The organism is Microcoleus sp. B9-D4 (genome assembly GCF_036705105.1).
GTDB lineage: Bacteria > Cyanobacteriota > Cyanobacteriia > Cyanobacteriales > Microcoleaceae > Microcoleus.
Map to the genome: position 1 here is coordinate 29,432 of NZ_JAUBTS010000042.1, position 17,206 is coordinate 46,637.

At 45.9% G+C, this 17,206-nt stretch carries 20 protein-coding genes; 15 read left to right on the plus strand and 5 right to left on the minus strand.

The window, feature by feature from the left end; genetic code table 11:
- From QUB24_RS22230 to QUB24_RS22260, 8 genes are all read left to right on the plus strand, one after another.
- On the plus strand, positions 1 to 1,024 hold a 1,024-nt coding region (locus QUB24_RS22230; protein WP_333155512.1), incomplete at its 5' end, for a calcium-binding protein.
- A 65-nt stretch (positions 1,025 to 1,089) separates the two neighbouring features.
- Positions 1,090 to 1,266: a hypothetical protein gene (locus QUB24_RS22235; RefSeq protein ID WP_333155513.1), complete on the plus strand. Its 177-nt coding sequence runs from the start codon at positions 1,090 to 1,092 to the stop codon at positions 1,264 to 1,266.
- A 7-nt stretch (positions 1,267 to 1,273) separates the two neighbouring features.
- Entirely contained in the window at positions 1,274 to 2,488 is a 1,215-nt protein-coding gene (locus tag QUB24_RS22240; protein ID WP_333155515.1) for a glutathione S-transferase family protein, read from the plus strand.
- A 100-nt stretch (positions 2,489 to 2,588) separates the two neighbouring features.
- Positions 2,589 to 2,963: a DUF433 domain-containing protein gene (locus QUB24_RS22245; RefSeq protein WP_333155516.1), complete on the plus strand. Its 375-nt coding sequence runs from the start codon at positions 2,589 to 2,591 to the stop codon at positions 2,961 to 2,963.
- Positions 2,960 to 3,355 (plus strand): ACP S-malonyltransferase, encoded by a 396-nt coding sequence (locus tag QUB24_RS22250; RefSeq protein ID WP_333134341.1) that lies wholly within the window; start codon positions 2,960 to 2,962, stop codon positions 3,353 to 3,355. The genes QUB24_RS22245 and QUB24_RS22250 overlap by 4 nt, the downstream gene beginning before the upstream one ends.
- Before the next feature lie 80 nt (positions 3,356 to 3,435).
- Positions 3,436 to 3,624 (plus strand): hypothetical protein, encoded by a 189-nt coding sequence (locus QUB24_RS22255; RefSeq protein ID WP_333155518.1) that lies wholly within the window; start codon positions 3,436 to 3,438, stop codon positions 3,622 to 3,624.
- Positions 3,625 to 3,692: 68 nt separating this feature from the next.
- Entirely contained in the window at positions 3,693 to 3,983 is a 291-nt protein-coding gene (locus tag QUB24_RS33670) for a type II toxin-antitoxin system PemK/MazF family toxin (protein WP_445300427.1), read from the plus strand.
- Between the two features lie 135 nt (positions 3,984 to 4,118).
- Positions 4,119 to 4,430, plus strand: coding sequence for a hypothetical protein (locus QUB24_RS22260; RefSeq protein WP_333155519.1), 312 nt, complete (start codon positions 4,119 to 4,121; stop codon positions 4,428 to 4,430).
- An 8-nt stretch (positions 4,431 to 4,438) separates the two neighbouring features.
- Here the strand turns inward: QUB24_RS22260 and QUB24_RS22265 are convergent, their stop codons facing one another.
- Positions 4,439 to 5,626: a hypothetical protein gene (locus tag QUB24_RS22265; RefSeq protein ID WP_333155521.1), complete on the minus strand. Its 1,188-nt coding sequence runs from the start codon at positions 5,624 to 5,626 to the stop codon at positions 4,439 to 4,441.
- Positions 5,627 to 5,741: 115 nt separating this feature from the next.
- On the opposite strand from QUB24_RS22265, the gene QUB24_RS33675 reads away from it, so the two are divergent.
- Positions 5,742 to 5,846, plus strand: coding sequence for a hypothetical protein (locus QUB24_RS33675; protein ID WP_445300428.1), 105 nt, complete (start codon positions 5,742 to 5,744; stop codon positions 5,844 to 5,846).
- Between the two features lie 239 nt (positions 5,847 to 6,085).
- Here QUB24_RS33675 and QUB24_RS22270 read toward each other — a convergent pair whose 3' ends face one another.
- The 3 genes from QUB24_RS22270 to QUB24_RS22280 all read right to left on the minus strand — a co-directional run bounded on the left by QUB24_RS22270 (position 6,086) and on the right by QUB24_RS22280 (position 10,773).
- Positions 6,086 to 8,494, minus strand: a complete 2,409-nt coding sequence (locus tag QUB24_RS22270) for an EF-hand domain-containing protein (protein ID WP_333155523.1) — start codon at positions 8,492 to 8,494, stop codon at positions 6,086 to 6,088.
- A gap of 153 nt (positions 8,495 to 8,647) precedes the next feature.
- Complete coding sequence (locus tag QUB24_RS22275) at positions 8,648 to 9,298, minus strand: RNA ligase family protein (RefSeq protein WP_333155526.1); 651 nt, start codon at positions 9,296 to 9,298, stop codon at positions 8,648 to 8,650.
- 233 nt (positions 9,299 to 9,531) lie between these two features.
- Positions 9,532 to 10,773: an HhoA/HhoB/HtrA family serine endopeptidase gene (locus QUB24_RS22280; RefSeq protein WP_333155528.1), complete on the minus strand. Its 1,242-nt coding sequence runs from the start codon at positions 10,771 to 10,773 to the stop codon at positions 9,532 to 9,534.
- A gap of 177 nt (positions 10,774 to 10,950) precedes the next feature.
- On the opposite strand from QUB24_RS22280, the gene QUB24_RS22285 reads away from it, so the two are divergent.
- Positions 10,951 to 11,304 (plus strand): metal-sensitive transcriptional regulator, encoded by a 354-nt coding sequence (locus QUB24_RS22285; protein ID WP_333155530.1) that lies wholly within the window; start codon positions 10,951 to 10,953, stop codon positions 11,302 to 11,304.
- A 295-nt stretch (positions 11,305 to 11,599) separates the two neighbouring features.
- On the opposite strand, the gene QUB24_RS22290 is transcribed toward QUB24_RS22285, so the two are convergent.
- Positions 11,600 to 12,037 (minus strand): helix-turn-helix domain-containing protein, encoded by a 438-nt coding sequence (locus QUB24_RS22290; RefSeq protein WP_333155532.1) that lies wholly within the window; start codon positions 12,035 to 12,037, stop codon positions 11,600 to 11,602.
- A gap of 906 nt (positions 12,038 to 12,943) precedes the next feature.
- Here QUB24_RS22290 and QUB24_RS22295 point away from each other — a divergent pair.
- From QUB24_RS22295 to QUB24_RS22315, 5 genes are all read left to right on the plus strand, one after another.
- Complete coding sequence (locus QUB24_RS22295; RefSeq protein WP_333155533.1) at positions 12,944 to 13,078, plus strand: hypothetical protein; 135 nt, start codon at positions 12,944 to 12,946, stop codon at positions 13,076 to 13,078.
- A 48-nt stretch (positions 13,079 to 13,126) separates the two neighbouring features.
- Positions 13,127 to 13,771 carry a pentapeptide repeat-containing protein gene (locus QUB24_RS22300; RefSeq protein ID WP_333155535.1) on the plus strand — a complete coding sequence of 215 codons (645 nt, stop codon included), beginning with the start codon at positions 13,127 to 13,129 and terminating at the stop codon, positions 13,769 to 13,771.
- Between the two features lie 722 nt (positions 13,772 to 14,493).
- Positions 14,494 to 15,270 (plus strand): pentapeptide repeat-containing protein, encoded by a 777-nt coding sequence (locus QUB24_RS22305; RefSeq protein WP_333155537.1) that lies wholly within the window; start codon positions 14,494 to 14,496, stop codon positions 15,268 to 15,270.
- A gap of 183 nt (positions 15,271 to 15,453) precedes the next feature.
- A complete protein-coding gene (locus QUB24_RS22310) occupies positions 15,454 to 16,599 on the plus strand; it encodes an AAA family ATPase (protein WP_333155539.1) in 1,146 nt (381 codons plus the stop codon).
- Complete coding sequence (locus QUB24_RS22315) at positions 16,596 to 17,204, plus strand: DUF4276 family protein (RefSeq protein ID WP_333155540.1); 609 nt, start codon at positions 16,596 to 16,598, stop codon at positions 17,202 to 17,204. Before QUB24_RS22310 ends, QUB24_RS22315 begins: the two co-directional genes overlap by 4 nt.
- Positions 17,205 to 17,206: the final 2 nt, after the last annotated feature.

Genomic DNA, 17,206 nt, shown 5'->3' on the forward strand with positions numbered 1-17,206 from the left:
AGAGCTGACTCCAATTCCAACTCTAGAACCGACGACACCAGTTCCAACTCCAGAACCCAGCCCAACTCCCACTCCGACTTTAGAACCGACCCCAACTCCCACTCCGGAACCGACCCCAACTCCGACACCAATCCCAACTTTAGAACCGACCCCAACTCCCACTCCAGAGCTGACTCCAATTCCAACTCTAGAACCGACGACACCAGTTCCAACTCCAGAACCCAGCCCAACTCCCACTCCGATTCCAGAACCGACACCCACTCCGATTCCAGAACCGACACCCACTCCGATTCCAGAACCAACGCCAACGCTTGAGGGGATCAAGGGTGACACCTTAATTGGCACTGACAATGACGACTCAATCACAGGTACTCAAAATGATGATGTCTTAATCGGTAAGTTGGGAAATGACAGTCTTTTTGGTGGATTGGGTAATGATTTGCTCTATGGCAATAAAGGCAAAGACGTTCTCAACGGCAATCAGGGCGACGATTCTCTTTACGGCGGTAAAGGCAACGATATTGTTAGCGGCGGCAAGGATAATGACCTAGTTTCCGGAGATTCAGGAGATGATGCCCTCTTCGGAGGCATGGGAAATGATAGTGTCTATGGCGGTAAAGGTAATGATGTTGTCCACGGCGGTAAGGATGATGACCTAGTTTCCGGGGACAGGGGAAATGACACCCTGTTTGGAGACTTGGGAAATGATACAGTCTATGGCGGTGCTGGTGATGACCTGCTCAATGGCGGTTTAGGCAATGATTGGCTGATAGGTGGTGATGGTCGCGATCGCTTTGTGCTGAACTCTGGTGCAGGAGTGGACACCATTACTGATTTCCAGACTGGTCAAGATTTAGTGGCATTAAGCGGCGGTCTAACATTTAACCAGTTGACATTTAGCCAGGGTACAGGTATGCAGGCGCAGGACACCCTGATCCGTATCGCCAGCACTGGTGAGTTGTTAGCGTCTGTCATGGGTTTTTCATCAAGCTCGCTTACCCAAGATATGTTCGCTCTGATTTAATATCAGCAGGACTTACGCACGCTCTACGGTGTGCCAAGGGTTTTGAGATTGCTTCGTGCCTCGCAATGACAGAAATAAGTGATTTGTGTGTAAGTCTCGATCGCAACTTGATCGCCCGTAGGGATGGTGTAGTCAGTCACAAACATCAGCCAATGGCAAATTTGCCATTGGCTTTTGGACGATCGCAACCAATAAACGATATACATTTAGTCTATATTTCTGACAACCATCATCCGCACTAATTCACCCATGACATCCACCGCCACGATCGCCACCCCTCTAACCTGGACAGAATTAGAAGCCCTCACAGACTTTGAAGTCGATCGCACCAACGGGCCAACCAACGCCCAAGCCCGGTTACGCCTCTTCGGACAAACCGAATCCGATGTGCGAGTCACTCTGTACCGCGATAACCATGCTTGGTGTCCCTATTGCCAAAAAATCTGGTTGTGGTTAGAAGAAAAACAAATCCCCTACCGTATTGACAAAGTTACTATGTTCTGCTACGGGGAAAAGGAAAGCTGGTACAAGCGCAAAGTGCCATCGGGAATGCTACCGGCGATCGAACTAGACGGCCGCATCATCACCGAAAGCGATGACATCTTAATCGCCCTGGAACGAGTCTATGGCCCCTTGGGTTTGGGCATGGAAAACGCCGCAGTAATACCCCTGCGGCGGTTAGAGCGACTGCTATTTAGAGCCTGGTGCTCTTGGCTGTGCTATCCAGCAAGTTCAGCCAAAGTAGAACAACACAACCGCAACCAATTTATCAGCGTCGTCGCCCAGGTAGAAAAGGCCCTGGCTAGCACTCCGGGGCCTTATTTCCTCGATGAATTTGGCACTGCGGATGTCATCTTTACGCCCTACGTCGAACGGATGAATGCCAGTCTTTACTACTACAAAGGCTACTCAATGCGGGAAGAAAACCCGCGCTTTGCGGACTGGTTTGCGGCGATGGAAAGCCGCCCTACCTATCGCGGCACTCAGAGCGATTTTCACACCCACGTCCACGATTTACCGCCTCAGATGGGCGGCTGTTATGAAAACGGCGAACCTCAGATGCTAGTAAATAAAGCCCGCGTGGATAATGGGCCTTGGGCTGGACTGCCGGATGTGATGTATCCAGAACCGGAAACCTCCCGCGCTGAAGCACTTCATCGCGTCATTAAGCATCACCGCAACATCGTTCGAGTCAATCCTGCTGATGACAACTTATTTGATGAGGCTTTGCGTTGTGCTTTAACTTTGATGATGACTGGCGAAGTTTGTACGCCGCCGCCCGGTTCTGATGCGGCTTTGCGGTATTTGCGCGATCGGGTGAATGTGCCCCGCGATATGTCCATCTACGCGGCCAAGCGATTGAGGGAAGCGTTGGAGGAAACGGCGGCTTTGGTGGGTGATGGCCAAGGTTCTCCGATTCTGCTGAAGCATCGGCGAGATCAAGATCCGGCTAATTTTGTGTAGGGCGTCTGGTGGATTTGCTCAAAGGTTTCTCCAAACACGACATTACAAATTTGTAAGGTACGATCGGATTATTTCCTAGACTGTTTCAGAGGCTATGGGTATGGTTTCAGTATCCAACCACCAACCAATCATTATTCGTACAGAGCGCGGACTGACAATTTCAGGTACGCGCATCACTCTCTATGATGTGATGGACTACCTGACGGCTCAATATCCCCCGAAGTTTATCCGTTCCTTGTTTGACTTAACAGAGGAGCAGATTAACGTTGCTTTATCCTACATTGAGGCAAATCGTGCAGAAGTCGAAGCAGAATATCAAATTGTTTTAAGGCAAGCTAAGGAAATTAGGGAGTATTGGGAAGAACGCAATCGCGAACATTCAGCCCGCGTTGCAGCGATGCCACCCAAACCCGGTAGAGAGGCTCTTTGGGCAAAACTTCAACAGCAGAAAGCCAAACACGAACTAGAAGCATGAATTTTCTGATAGATCACAATCTCGGAGGTCATGCAGAGATTTTATTGGGCAATATTGCGAGTCAAGGTTGGTTAAATCTACTCCCAATTCGTTTGGTGACTTTCAAGCAGATGAATTTGTCGATCGACAGTAACGATCGAGTTGTTTGGCGACTTGCTCAGGCAAATCAGATGATTTTGCTTACTGCCAACCGCAGCATGAAGGGTGAAGACTCCCTGGAACAGGTGATCCGAGAAGAAAATACGGTGGATTCTCTGCCTGTGATTACAATTGGAGATGCCGATCGATTTTTAGCCGATCGAGTCTATCGCAATCGTTGTGTTGACCGTATTCTGGAAATCTTGCTGGATATCGAAACCTGGATGGGCGTTGGTCGTCTTTTTGTTCCGTAAGGTGAGCCAATAAGTAAGGCAGTGCTGCTAAGCCGAACAAGCCAAAAAAACTGAGTTTCCAACACTATCGAGTATTTTTTATGAAAGTATCTATATCTTTGCCAGATGAGCTAGTGCGTTACATTGACGATCGTGTAGAAAATCGCAGTCGGCTAATTGAGCTTTTATTGCAAGCGTGGCGCAAACAACAAGAACAGCAGGCAATGGTAGAAGCCTGTTTATTGCTTGATGAACTGAGCGATCAATTAACCGATGAGGATCGAGCATAGCAGCAAGCAGCGATTACCGACTGGGAAGCCTATGGCTCATGAATTCCGAACCCTGAGTCGGTACAGAAATCCGCAAGACTCGATCGGCGGTAATTGTTTCAGGAACTGCTTTTAATCAACACAGCAAAGTCACAGTTCTACCCATCACTTCTGCTGTTCCAAACGAGGGTTTACGAGCTGTTGTTTTGCCTGTGATTCCTTCGACTCTCAATGGTCTGAGTACCGATAGTTTTATCGTATGTGTCGATCCGATGACGTTTGATAAACGCAGACTTGTGCGCTGTCTTGGGCAATTGGAGTTGCAACAATTACAAGAAATTCAACAGATTTTGGCTCGATATTTAGAACTTGAAGAGTAGGGTAATGCAAAAGAATGAGCGTTAGATCGAATCCGTTGGTATCAGAATTATTCATCTCTATCTTCTCTGACTCTGTGGCCTCTGCGGTTTAATCATCAGGTAACGGACGGATATATTCGCCGTTGGTTTGCGGGGATGGGGGATGCGGAGACGGGGGAGAGTTTAGAGGCGACGTTAGCACAGTCGGAAAATTCCCGTCTCAAGGAGTTGATTCAGAATCCCTTGCGGTTGTGGATGTTGTGTCAAATTTGGCAGACGGGGGGCGGTTTGCCGGAAACGCAGGCGGGGTTATACGGGCAGTTTGTCGATTGGGTGTATGACTGGAAGGCGGATGAGGAGATTTTAGACCAACGAGAGGCAATTGATACAGCCTTGGCGCGGTTGGCGTTGGCGGCGATGGAACAGAATGTAAGCCGCATATTATTGTCCGTTGCATCGGATTGTTAGATAAGCAACTAGAAAAGCATTAAGTTTTCGTTATCATCCTTTTCCTTCATATACTGCTTGTAAAGCGTCGGCAAGTTTTCAACTTCTCGATCGGAAAGACCATAGCTTTTCCAATACTTTTTTGCTTCTTCATGCAAGGTTTTATGACCAATATCCATCTGTCTTTGATATCTTTTCAAGCAATCTTTAATGGCATCCTTCAATGCTCCATCCTTGTCACGATCCCATATTGGGCAAAACACACCAATCCTGCGCTCGCTCGGATCTTCACAAAAACGCCCATATATTGATTGAATGTGTAAATGAAAACCGGGGTCATTCCGCTCGAATGATCCAATGTACCACTCAACATTGTCAATCCAGTCATACAAAATAGCATGACCGAGACTATAAGCAACTACTACGTCACTGCCACCAGGCTGATGAGAACGTGGGTTTGTCCTACTTCCCCTTGGGCATGGGCGAACAATTGCCATCAATTCAGGAGGTAAGCCGTGCATCGTGTTGCTAGAGAAAATTGCCTCAATCACTCCTCTCTCGGCACGAAAACGATCTCTATCTGATGGAATTGCATTATTTTTTATATTATTCAGATGTCCTTGCACTCGATCTGGGGACGATTGAGTTTGATTGTTACTCTGCATCGCCTGTTTACGTCGAGATTGTATCTGTATTTGTTCTTGCTTTTTTACTTCATTTCGCTTACGGATTTGATCATCATAAAGTTGCTTCAACTCATCTTTGCGAACTTGTCCAACCACAACAATTGTTATGGAATCTAGCCATTCAGGAAGGGCTCGATAATGATTGCACCATAGTTGCTCAATATAAGCAACTAAACTGTCTCGTTGCTGCTTAGGAATGTCTTGTGGATCTAGCCAGATTTTACTGACCTTTTCGCGATCGCTATTATCAACTTCGTACCAAAAATTCATCTCCAACGAACCAGCATCTAATTCTTTTGCCAGACTGGGGTAATCACGCTTGATCTTTGTGATGTGAAACCAAACATTATTTTCATGTCGCCGATTAGCATTCCTAAATGTGCGGCTTACAAAGCCGAAGCCCCTTACTGTATCGTATTTCTGAACATGACCAAATTCGACTTCCACTATCAACTGTTTCTGAGTCTCAGAAGTAGCCCCTTCAAACGCCGTCTTAATATCTTCATCAACTTGAATCGTAATGCTTGCCATAGTCCTTATTAATCCTTTGAATATATGCTCTCATTAATTATGGCATAGTGACACCGCAACCCTCAAGCTCAAAATCTACTCTTCACTCCTAGACTGGGATAAACACCCCATCCTCATCTTCTACGAAAATGCGATCGCCGTTATCCAAGGTTTTAGCCAAACTTTTCTGGATGCCCTCACACGCTTCAAAGCTTGCCGCAATTTCTGCATATACGCATAAGTTTTAATCTTCACCATCTACAGATTATTAGCATTGCCACCTCCCTAGCAACCGCCACCAAGACAGTAAGGACGTTCTAGATCGCTCAAACAATTGCCTGGAATTGCATTTTTACATCGACTTCTTCCTTCTTCCTTCTGCTATAAATCCACTCAGAGTGTTAATCACCCTAATTTGTCTAGTTTTTTATAATCGGTAAAAAGTTAAGCTTAAAAACTTAACTTTTTACTGACTGATATTTAAGCAACCTCTACGAACACACCGCTGCGAGCAAACTCCTCTTCTTCAGGACTAAAGACTGGAGCTTGATCGACAAGATCGGGGTCAAAGTAATATGTCTCTTGTAGGAATTGTCCCGTGACGATCGCCTCCTCCAACTCCTTGATGTAATCTTGGGCAACTAAGCAGGCCTCCTTGATGCCTTCCTCATCCCGCTTATCCAACAGCTTTTGCAAAGTTGCTCTCACCCCTGTCAGTCGTGCCGCGGGCTTGAGCATACCGTAGAGCCGGTACATTCGATCGGTGGCAATGCTAATGTGTTTGAGGGCTTTGGCTCGTGCTAGCTCAGAGTCAATGCTAGGCCAATAACGGGTGGTGTAGAATGCTTTCTCATCCTTGTGATACCACTCCTCCGATCGCGCAATTGATGAAGAGACAGTATTGTGCAACTTCCAGAAGAATAAGCGCAGGGAAGCGCCATCTACTACAGTGGACAACTTCGCCTCCATTGATACCTCAAAGTTATTCAGACGCGGGTCACGCCCAAGCACGAGGTACTCTACAGGGTACATTTCCACCTCTTTATTCTGCACGACATAGGCGTTGAGATGGTGGCGGCAGTAGGGGCAGGGATACATAGTGGCAAACAGCTTGAAGAAGTCCTTGAAGATTGCCACCAGAGTTTTTTGCTGTTGGGGGGTCTTGGTAGAGACGATTTCAGCCGTAGTGTGGAAGAAACGCCACACCGCAGGGCCAATATAGTAAGGGAAGCTGACGCGCATTTGTGAATTCTTTATTTCACTGCGATCGATATACACGTCGATGAACGATACATATTGCGAGAGTTCGCCAGACTCGCGCCCAAACTCCAAGCGTTCGCGCCGTTTCTGTACCCCATTCAGGTAGTTGTGCGTCAAGCGCCATGCCTGTTGAAGCATCAACTTCTGTTTTGGAGCGCATTTGGGAAAGCCTTCTGCAACATCCGCCCCATAGCGCCCAAATTCCCCTGACGCCTTGGTAGCTTCGTACCACTGGTTTAAAGCCGCTTCGTCAGGCACAGTGTTGAAGGGAATGTCTGCTGCTGTGCTGACGCTGAAGGCTGCTAGCAGCTTCGGCATAAAGTCTTCATACCAATATGCCACTGGCATCATCGCACCATCGATTTCCTCTGAAGCATCCGAGAGAATGACGCGGTTCCACTTCTTCAGGTACTCTTTTGGATCTCCCTCAGATTTGGCTGGTGGCGGTGCCATTTCCTCACTCAGTTCCATTTTTCTCAACCGGTTGAGTTCGTTGATGGCAAGCACACCCTCGGCGATGTCGCGCAAGTTGAGACTCTTCTTCTTGATGGTGATTGCAAACTCGACTCCCGCCGCAAACTTTTCCTTGGCAGTTGCAGACTTACCCCGCGCTTCCAACATGGCTTTTTGTTCTGCCAACATTTCTGGAGTTTTTTCTATAGTCTTCCAGTTTTTGATGCGATCTTGCAGTCGGGCATATTCATCTTCGATCGATTTAACTACTGCATCCAGTAGAGGGTTGCACGCCGACTCTACTACACCCAATCCTTTATAAAGCCCGATCGCAGTCCTGACAAATTGCACAAAATCAACGATTCTGTATGGCAAGTTTCTCACGCGCAGGTGAGTCTCGTGGTTGGCCGAGAAACTCTCGCGGAAGCTGCGGTAGGCTGCTCCCTGGATCAGACGAAACAAACCAATCTGCATCTGCAAGCGGGACGTACCGCGCTTCTTCTCAGCTTGTGGGTGTTGCGCGAGTAGTTCTTTTAGCCGCGCTATTTCTGGATTGCTATCGGTGGGTGCTTCTTCTAGATTAGGTTCAATAGTGGCAGAAGCTGCCTCATTGATAGCAGTTGCTGTAGTTGCGATCGCAGCCGCTGTACTATCTGAAACTTCGGTGGTTTGTGTACTGACAATCGGAACCGGCGAGTCTTGATATCCGGTTGTGATCTCTGACTCATCCGGTACCAGTTTGCAGAATTCCTTAAAGTCAATTGAGGCATCGCCGTCATGGTCTACCTCTTTGATGATCTCATCGAGTTCTTGCTCGGTCAGCCCAAACTGGCTCATCACGCCGTGCAGCTCGTCTCTGGTGATTTGACCGCTACCGTTTTCATCAAATACACTAAATGCCATTTTGAGACGACTGTGGCGATCGCCCTGCTGGGACACCATCAGCATTTTGAATTCATCAAAATCGATACTGCCAGACAAGTCTACGTCCACTTCTTTGATCATGTCGCGCAGCTCGGTTTCGTTAGGACTCTGGCCGAGCGATCGCATCACTTGACCCAGTTCTTCTGATGAGATAGCACCGCTCCCGTCTGCGTCAAATACTTGGAACGCTTCCCATAACTTTGCCACATCTTCTTCAGTCATGGCTTTTTTTTCAATCTGCACAGATGTCATAACTAAATCTTCCCTGATTTTTTTATTGGCTGTCTATTGATTATGACCAATATACTTTAATTCCTGATGACTTACGCAACGGTATTGTCAAATCCAAGGGGGTTGCCGACATCTCCCACTTTGGCTTGTGACAGTTGATCTATCAGTTTGATATTACTCCCAGTAATTTTCCCAATCATCCTTAAAAGCTTCCCGTAATCTCTGCATATACGCATCAGTCTTAATCTTCACCATCCACAGATTATTAGCATTGCGGCCTCCCTTGCACACAACACCTTCATCTACACCGTATTTCCCCTGGCGAAGATCGTCCATAAATTTGCCCGTCAGTTTGCCGCGATAAATCACTCGCGCAATATTTAATTTACCAAAATCCTGAATAAATCGATCGGGAACAACCATACCGCCCTCAGTTTCCACATCAAAAAGCACCAGTTGTTTGCGATCGCCCTTTTGGTGCATTCCCGCAAACGAGTTAGCACCAAAAAACTCTGTAAACGCCGTATTTTCAGCACACTGATACTCTTCATTCTCTCGAAATATAGACTCTAAGGGACTAGCAAAGTCTCTTTTAAATATTTCAGGTGCTGCTTCTAAACCTGGATGTGCAGCGTTAAATTCTGCAATTCCCATCTCATCCAAATCAAATCTACTGCGGCGCGTACCAAAAGCATACCAACCGAGTTCTATTTCCCAAACCCAATGCAAATTAGTACCATCGTACTTCTCAAAAGCTATACATTGTTCGTGAGGGCAATTTTTACTATCTGGAATTTTGGGATAGGCAAGTTGAACTCGTGTCATATCAATCACCAATAATAAAACTCGTTTGTAGTGAGGATTTTAGTCGCTATTAAGGTGTGCCTTTAAATTGCATGGTAAAAGAGTTTTTCACTCTTGTGATCTGAGCAGGAGAACCCGCCCTCAACATACAATTTAAATGCACAACAGCTTACCTAAAAATATTAAGATTTGACTAAAATCCTCACTACAAACTTTATGTGGTTTTTAACAGTTTCCCCCCTTCCCCTTGACTTCTAAAAATCTTGCAATTGAGCAGTTTGAACGGCTACTTCTTTAATTTGGGCACCGCGCCGCACCTTCAGTTTCAGAATTTGACCGATTTGGCTGTTGTCCACCAAACTTTGCAACTGTTCGGCCTGAGTCACTCCCTCACCGTCAATTTGAACTATCACATCCCCTTTGCGAATCCCTGCTTTCTCAGCAGGGGTATTTGGCACAACTCGCATCACTAACACTCCCTGAACTTCCGGGACAATCAAAGGAGCATTGGGGTCAGCATTATTCTCTCTGGCCATTTCAGGAGTCAAAGCAATCATCTGAATCCCCAAAAATGGATGGCTGACTTGTTCTCCCTTGGCTAACTGCGCGTAGATGGCCTTGGCTTTGTCGATCGGAATCGCAAACCCAATACCCATTGCATCGGCTCGAATCGCCGTGTTGATGCCAATCACTTCTCCTCTGCTGTTTAACAGCGGGCCACCGGAATTGCCGGGATTGATAGCGGCGTCGGTTTGAATGAAATCGAGCCGCTTGTCGGGAATGCCGACGGCTGCACTGGATCGTTTGAGGGTGCTGATAATGCCCAAGGTGACGGTGTTGTCAAATCCGAGGGGGTTGCCCACGGCGATCGCCCAATCTCCTACTTTCACCGCGTTGGAATCTCCTAGGGTTGCCACGGGCAAGTTAACTTCCTTAGTATTAATTTTGACAACTGCCAAATCTGTTACTTCGTCAGTACCTTGCACTTCCCCTGGAAATGTCCTGCCGTCGTTTAAGGTGACAGTCACTCGATCGGCTTTGTCAACTACGTGAGCGTTGGTTAAAACAATCCCGCTTTTGTCAATAATGAAGCCAGAACCTTGACCGCGTAAGCGTTCTTGTCTGGGGGTCATACTGCGTAAATCTTCTCCCAAAAATCTGCGAAAGAAGGGATCTTCCATTAAGGGGTCGATGTTGCGGCTGACAGTCCGCTCAGTATCAATGCGAACAACGGCCGGCCCGACTCGATCGACAGCCGCTGTCACAAAACTGCCGGTATCCCCTGGGAGTTCAGGACTCCGCAGCGCTAACAGTTGCGGATTCGCGGCGGTGGCTGGGAAACTCTGGAACTGTAAGTTGGGCGGAGTGGTGCCATCAGCGGCAGCGGGTGCAGGAGTGATTGTTAACGCACTCAGGGCGATCGTCATTCCTAAAATTAGGGCGAACCAACGAGCACCGGTTCGAGGTGCGGGCCGAAAAAACTTAAATAGTCGCATAGCGTCAATCTTTGTTAGTCTGGGTTAGTCTGGTAAGGGTGTGCGATCGTGCGGAATCAATAATCTGCCACTATGAAGATCCTAAATATATTTTGACAGTTACAATACATGAGTCATGAGACCGCACCAACTCAACATATTCTGAATTCTAACTTTTAAATTTCCCTCGTAACCCCGATGATTATATCTGATACTTCTACTGACAAATCCTTGCCCTCAAATTCCCACCACCATCACGACGATGAATCAGTCCACCCTCACCATCACGATGAAGAATCCATGCGGCGGCTGGTAAATCGCTTGTCTCGGATTGAGGGACACGTCCGCGGCATCAAAACTATGGTGCAAGAAAACCGTCCCTGTCCCGAAGTTCTCGTGCAAGTTGCTGCAGTTCGAGGCGCGCTCGATCGCGTAGCGAGAATCATTCTTGACGAACACTTAACCGAGTGCATTGCCCGAGCCGCTAAAGAAGGTAATATCGATACGGAAATCGAAGAGTTGAAAGCGGCTTTGGATCGATTTTTGCCTTAGCCGCTGCCTATTTTCACATTTCTATCACCAAAGCTGCAAATTAGACAAAACTTCCAAGTTATGATTTCTGACCAATTTTTTAAGCATCTTTCACAAACGCGGGAAAAGCATCAAATCTTTTCCCATTCACCCCATTGCCACAACATACAATTTATATGCTCCGCAGTTTATGAGAGCGAGTTTTGTTAAAAAAAAATTAGTCAGGTTGGTCGTGATGACGCAACTCCTCAAAATCTTCAAAAGCTGAGGGCAAACAATTAGATAATCGGTGCTTAATCCGACGTGGTATAACTGTCTAGACTTTCGTCAGCTTGGCTTTTAGGTGGTATCTGACTGTTGCATAAACCGCTTTATAGGAAGCCTCAATGCTGTATTCCTGCTGCAACCACTCTTGAATCTCTCCATAGCTTTTAAAGCCTTTCTGGGGGTCGCTGAGGCGCATTGCCAAACTAGCGCGTGCCAAAGGAGGAATGGCCGGCTTACGGCCGCCGCTGTGCTTTGTTTCGAGGAGTCCTTCGAGTCCGTCAGCTCGGTACTTTCTGAGCCACCGCTGCACTGTAATTCGATTTACCCCGATGGTCATTGCCAATTCTTTAACTGTCTTAACATGACAAATTTTGAACAGGTAAAGTGCTTGAATTTTTTGAAAGCCACTTGCCGTTTTTTGTTCAGTTAACAGGTTTTTTAGTTCTTCACTTGTCTCTGTGATGCTAAGTTTACATACTCCAGCCATATCAATTACCTCACGATTCGCGTTCTACAATACCTTTGTTTGACAAGGGAGCAAAAGCTGCTCCTATCCTAAATGCTGACCTTTTGTTTGCCCTGAAGCAATACAAAAGCGATCGTTCTCATTAAACTTTTTCCTTCCTGGAGGCACTCCGACGCTCAGAAACCGGATTATTTTAACCTGGAGCAAGGTTGCAACGATTTTTTTTGGTAAAAAACCCGGTTTTTGGGTCAGTTTTGTATTTGAGGGACAAGCGTCATTGCTAATACTGATAGCCGTTAACCAATCGACTGTAACATTAGTGGCAATAGGTGACTCTTAAGGAATACCATTTATTCTCTTATTGTTAAACATCTATCATGGTTTTCCTGGTATTTATTGGTATTTTTTGCGAACGTATGGGCGATTTTTAGTCATTAGGTGCTAGCAAACAAGCGAATGTCTGTACACCAGCTATCGCATTTTTATACAGACATTCCCCTACTCCCAGAAGTGCATTTCTGGCTTTCGCTGTGCGAGAAATATTGATACATCAACACTCTCATTACCCGGAGCCGGGAGCGCCGAGTGACGTTGCAACCTACTTTCACAGCAAGCGGGCAAGTATCTGTGAAACTACTGGCTTTATCGCCAGTTGAGTAAAACACGACGAGGGTGGCATTGTCAATTTCTCAGCATTACAGTATAAGTATCGGCTATTTTTGCCCGCCTGCTGTGATCGAAAGCGGAGTTTCTATGTGATCCTACTAACATTCTTTTGTGATGTATGTCACACTACTACTCAGTAAGCTCAACTAACTACAAAAAGTTATGGGTTCGATCGGACTTTCCACCTAGAATCTTTGGGATTTAGTTAGGAAGTGCGATCAAACTTGTTGTTATTCTTTTTAAAAATAAAGTTTTAAAAAGATGAAAAAGAGAATGCAGCTTTGTCCTTCACCCTCACCAAACCATCTAATTTATACTCAAACCTTGGAGATTGAGGGAAGTTTCAGGCTGGGTGTGAATATTTCAGAATCTAAAATTGCAGAACATCCGGTGTAACCAGCTTGCTGACAGTATTCTTCATTTAAAAGGTGTAGAGAAGCCACAATGAACGTTGACGAACTGCTCAAGCTATATGCAATAGGAGAAAGAAATTTTAGCGGGGTCTACCTGCACGAGGTCTACCTCTACGAAGCAGAATTGATTGGAGCCAATCTGTATGAAGCCGACCTGATTGGAGCCAATCTCAGCAAAGCCAAACTCAACAGAGTCAACTTTGGCAAAGCCAATTTGTGCAAGATTAATTTGAGCAAAGCAGACTTAGGTGGAGCCGACCTCACAGAAGCACTTTTACTTGAAGCTAACCTGCATCGAGCTGAGTTGATGGGAGCAAATCTCAGCAAAGCAGACTTGAGCGGAGCTTCTCTGATCCAAGCAACTTTAATTGGAGCCAACATATCTCGCGCAACACTCAGCCGTGCAGACTTGCACGGAGTAAATCTTTACGGAGTAAACTTGCGTAGGGCGGTGCTCACAGAATGCGATTTAATTGGCGCGAACTTGAGCAAAGTAGACCTTAGCGGAGCCGACTTAATGGGGGCGAGTCTAATTAGGGCAGACTTGACTGAAGCGATTTTAAGTGCGTCCGACTTAAGCGGAGCAAACCTGTTGGGAGCCAACCTTACAAAAGTTAATCTGAGCGGAGTATATCTTAAGGGTACAACGATGCCCGACGGCACGATTCACGACTAATTTATCAGAAAATTGGGTTGAAAACCCTGTCCTTGTAGGACGGCTTTTTTCCATTGTTAAGTAAAATAACAAATCCATCTTAACAAATGAATATGGTAGAATAACCATATCAGACAAGATGTAAAAACCTACCCCCGGACTGGGGGAAAGTCTACGCCCAAAACATTTTTGAGGAGATATGACTACGCACTCTTTTGTGCCCAGAGTAGTCAGCCTGGGAACTAAGCGCGATAGGGATATTAAGACTGAAATGTCTTAAGAATCCCCGTGCCTTAAGGCCGGGGAGTGTCAATTGTTAATTTTTATGGTTGCCGAGAACAGCGGCTAAAGGGTAATGAGCTTTTCATTACCCTAATTTATTGGCAGCGAAATCTTTATTTGACCGAAAGCATCCATGATACCCGCCACGTGATTCATTCCTTCCCAGACTCAGTACCCAGAAATAAAAAACCTGTATCCGATGAAACTTGCCGAACGTATTTCTCTCGCGCAAGTCAATGCTTCAATTCTAAAATCTAAAATCTAAAATCTAAAATCTAAAATCTAAAATCGATTGACACTCAGGTAAGGCCGAGAACTTCAATGTAGGGTGCTGATGGCGCCCAGAACTCCTACATACGGCAAGTCAAAAGATTTGTTGGGTACACTTGTGTTATGGTGATTTTCAATTGCTTCGATAAAAGCTATTTTAGATTTAATATTTTGGATTTTGGACGGTTAAAATGAAACTCAGAATCCTCGCTGCTGCAACGCTGCTGAGCGCGATCGCCCCGATCGCTCCTGCACCCGCCGAGAACATCCAACACACGCAACAATTACTAGCCACCCGACAGTGTCCCAACTGCGACCTCAGCAGTGCTGGCTTGGTTTTAGCCAACTTAACCGGAGCCAATCTCAAAGGTGCTGATTTGAGATTGGCTAACCTCAGCCGAGCCAACCTCACCGGGGCTGACCTCAGCGGTGCCAACCTCAGCGGCACCAGCCTGTTTGGCGTCAACCTGACAGGGGCTAACCTCAGCGGTGCCAACCTCAGCGGTGCTGACTTGAGAAGTGCCTATCTCAGCGACGCCAATTTGCTCAACGCCAATTTAACTAACGCGCAACTGCTCGGAGTTAGAGGAATGCCAACCAATATCGGCACCGCTGAAGACTTCTACCGATTGGGAGTGCTGGAAGCTCAAGCAGGAAACTACAGAAACGCGATTGATTATTACAATCAAGCCCTGAATCTGAAATCGGATTTAGCAGCCGTTTATTTTGCACGCAGTATGTCTCGCGCTGACTTGGGAGAATTCGCCGGCGCGGCTCAAGACGCTGCAATAGCAAACAAACTCTTTGCAGATCAAGGAAATCCCCAAGGTCAGGAGTTGTCAAAGCAGTTAGGCGAAGCCATTGTGGCGCGCCAAAAGCCTACGGAGCCCCGCACCTCCAGCCGCGGCGACTTTATGAGTCTTCTCGGTTCGATCGGTTCTGTGCTGGTGAAGCTAATCTTGCCTTAAAGACTTGTGAACTGCCTGCTCCAACGACTTTTCATGCTGCGCCAACCCAAGGGATGTAGAGCGTTTCATACACCCATCTGGCTTTACTAAACCCCTAATGTCTGTAAGGCAGGTATACTTAGCCTAGTCGGGATATATCTGTCTAGGCTAGTTTAACTATTGATAGTAATGATGGTTAGTAGTATGAATAGATTTGAAAATATATCAGTAAGGGGTTTTCGGCGTCTTCAAAATATTGAGCTTGAGATGAGAAATCTCATCGTCATGATTGGTGCAAACGGAGCCGGAAAAACTTCTTTTTTAGATGTCCTTTCAATACTAGCCGCTTCAGCAAGTGGAAATTTACAGAATTTATTACAACTTAAAGGCGGCTTGAATGAAATTTTGACAAGAGGTAAAGTACAAGAACTTGAAATTGAAATTTCAATGCAAGTGCCAAAGGAACAACCTTTGAAGTACAGCTTAACATTGTCACCTAAAGGTTTATCTTATGAAGTTAGAGACGAATCTTTAACACAGCAGAGAAATCCCAACAGAGCTGAACCATTCAAGTATATTGAATCACAAGGTTTGGATGTTAAATATTTTCAAGAACGCAGTGGACTTTTGAGACCGGATTGGGATCACAATCCTCTTGAAACATCCCTTTCTCAAGTTCCTAAAATGTATCGCGAACCTGAGAACCTGAGAAAGAGCCTTGCTTCTTGCACATATTATGGAGCACTCGATGTTTCAGAGAAAAGTCCCATCCGTCTACCTCAAGCAATGCGCCCTGCAAAGTTGCCTGGAGCAAGCGGTGAAAACCTGGTTTCCTGTCTTTACGACCTTCGGGAGACCGATAGAGACAGTTTTGAAATGGTTGAAAATATCATTTCTGCTGCCTTTCCAGATTTCGATCGATTAAACTTTCCTCCAGTTGCCGCAGGAACTATGTCTATGACTTGGACAGATAGAAATTTTCCTCAGCCTTTCTATGTCCATGAGCTATCAGAAGGAACGCTGCGCTTCCTCTGGTTGGTTGCGCTCCTGCAAAGTCAAACTTTAACAACTATTACGTTGCTAGATGAACCAGAAGTTAGCCTACACCCGGAACTCTTAAGACACTTAGTTTATCTAATGAGAGAAGCTTCAAAACACACTCAACTGATAGTTGCCACACACTCAGATAGACTCATCAGATTTCTCGATCCAAGCGAGATTTTGGTCTGCGATTTGGAAGAAGGGGAGGCAAAAATGAGGTGGGCTGACACTCTTAACCTGGATAAATGGTTAGAAGATTACAGTCTTGACCAGGTTTGGGAAATGAATGTGATGGGTGGCCGTCCATGAGAATTGCTATTTTGGTTGAAGGTGCTACTGAAATGGCATTTAGAAAGAAGCTTCATGAGTTTCTGCAAAGTCGTTTAGAGCAAAAAATGCCCCGACTAGACTTTAAACCACAACATGGTGGAATTCCCAAGCAAGGGAAACTCAAGAAAATAGTTGAAACTCTCCTCGATAATGATGGCTATGATGCTGTAATTGCACTTACAGACGTTTATACCGGAAAGCCGGACTTTAAAGATGCCAATGATGCTAAAGAGAAAATGAGGACATGGGTAGGTAAAAACCCAAAATTCTATCCTCACACAGCATCACATGATTTTGAAGCATGGCTTCTTCCCTACTGGACAACTATCCAGAAGCTAGCGAAACACAACCTTTCTGCTCCTAGCGGTTCGCCTGAAACAGTGAATCATCAAAAGCCACCTTACTATTGGATTAAGGAGATTTTTAGCTCTGGAAAACGCGGAAAAGACTATAACAAAGTGATTGATGGAATGGCTATTTTGAAAAACAACGATCTGATGATTGCGATTCAAGCTTGTCCAGAGCTAAAAGCTTTTGTGAATCGAATTATCTCTCTCTGCGATGAAGATAAAATAATTTCTTGATG

Excerpts from the sequence above, each read along its gene's own strand:
- QUB24_RS22260 (WP_333155519.1), top strand. The coding sequence starts at position 4,119 with ATGGGGGATGCGGAGACGGGGGAGAGTTTAGAGGCGACGTTAGCACAG.
- QUB24_RS22250 (WP_333134341.1), top strand. The coding sequence starts at position 2,960 with ATGAATTTTCTGATAGATCACAATCTCGGAGGTCATGCAGAGATTTTA.
- QUB24_RS22235 (WP_333155513.1), top strand. The coding sequence starts at position 1,090 with ATGACAGAAATAAGTGATTTGTGTGTAAGTCTCGATCGCAACTTGATC.
- QUB24_RS22265 (WP_333155521.1), bottom strand. The coding sequence starts at position 5,626 with ATGGCAAGCATTACGATTCAAGTTGATGAAGATATTAAGACGGCGTTT.
- QUB24_RS22290 (WP_333155532.1), bottom strand. The coding sequence starts at position 12,037 with ATGGCTGGAGTATGTAAACTTAGCATCACAGAGACAAGTGAAGAACTA.
- QUB24_RS22315 (WP_333155540.1), top strand. The coding sequence starts at position 16,596 with ATGAGAATTGCTATTTTGGTTGAAGGTGCTACTGAAATGGCATTTAGA.
- QUB24_RS22285 (WP_333155530.1), top strand. The coding sequence starts at position 10,951 with ATGATTATATCTGATACTTCTACTGACAAATCCTTGCCCTCAAATTCC.
- QUB24_RS22270 (WP_333155523.1), bottom strand. The coding sequence starts at position 8,494 with ATGACATCTGTGCAGATTGAAAAAAAAGCCATGACTGAAGAAGATGTG.
- QUB24_RS22295 (WP_333155533.1), top strand. The coding sequence starts at position 12,944 with ATGAAAAAGAGAATGCAGCTTTGTCCTTCACCCTCACCAAACCATCTA.
- QUB24_RS22305 (WP_333155537.1), top strand. The coding sequence starts at position 14,494 with ATGAAACTCAGAATCCTCGCTGCTGCAACGCTGCTGAGCGCGATCGCC.
- QUB24_RS22245 (WP_333155516.1), top strand. The coding sequence starts at position 2,589 with ATGGTTTCAGTATCCAACCACCAACCAATCATTATTCGTACAGAGCGC.
- QUB24_RS22255 (WP_333155518.1), top strand. The coding sequence starts at position 3,436 with ATGAAAGTATCTATATCTTTGCCAGATGAGCTAGTGCGTTACATTGAC.
- QUB24_RS22310 (WP_333155539.1), top strand. The coding sequence starts at position 15,454 with ATGAATAGATTTGAAAATATATCAGTAAGGGGTTTTCGGCGTCTTCAA.
- QUB24_RS22300 (WP_333155535.1), top strand. The coding sequence starts at position 13,127 with ATGAACGTTGACGAACTGCTCAAGCTATATGCAATAGGAGAAAGAAAT.
- QUB24_RS22280 (WP_333155528.1), bottom strand. The coding sequence starts at position 10,773 with ATGCGACTATTTAAGTTTTTTCGGCCCGCACCTCGAACCGGTGCTCGT.
- QUB24_RS22240 (WP_333155515.1), top strand. The coding sequence starts at position 1,274 with ATGACATCCACCGCCACGATCGCCACCCCTCTAACCTGGACAGAATTA.
- QUB24_RS22275 (WP_333155526.1), bottom strand. The coding sequence starts at position 9,298 with ATGACACGAGTTCAACTTGCCTATCCCAAAATTCCAGATAGTAAAAAT.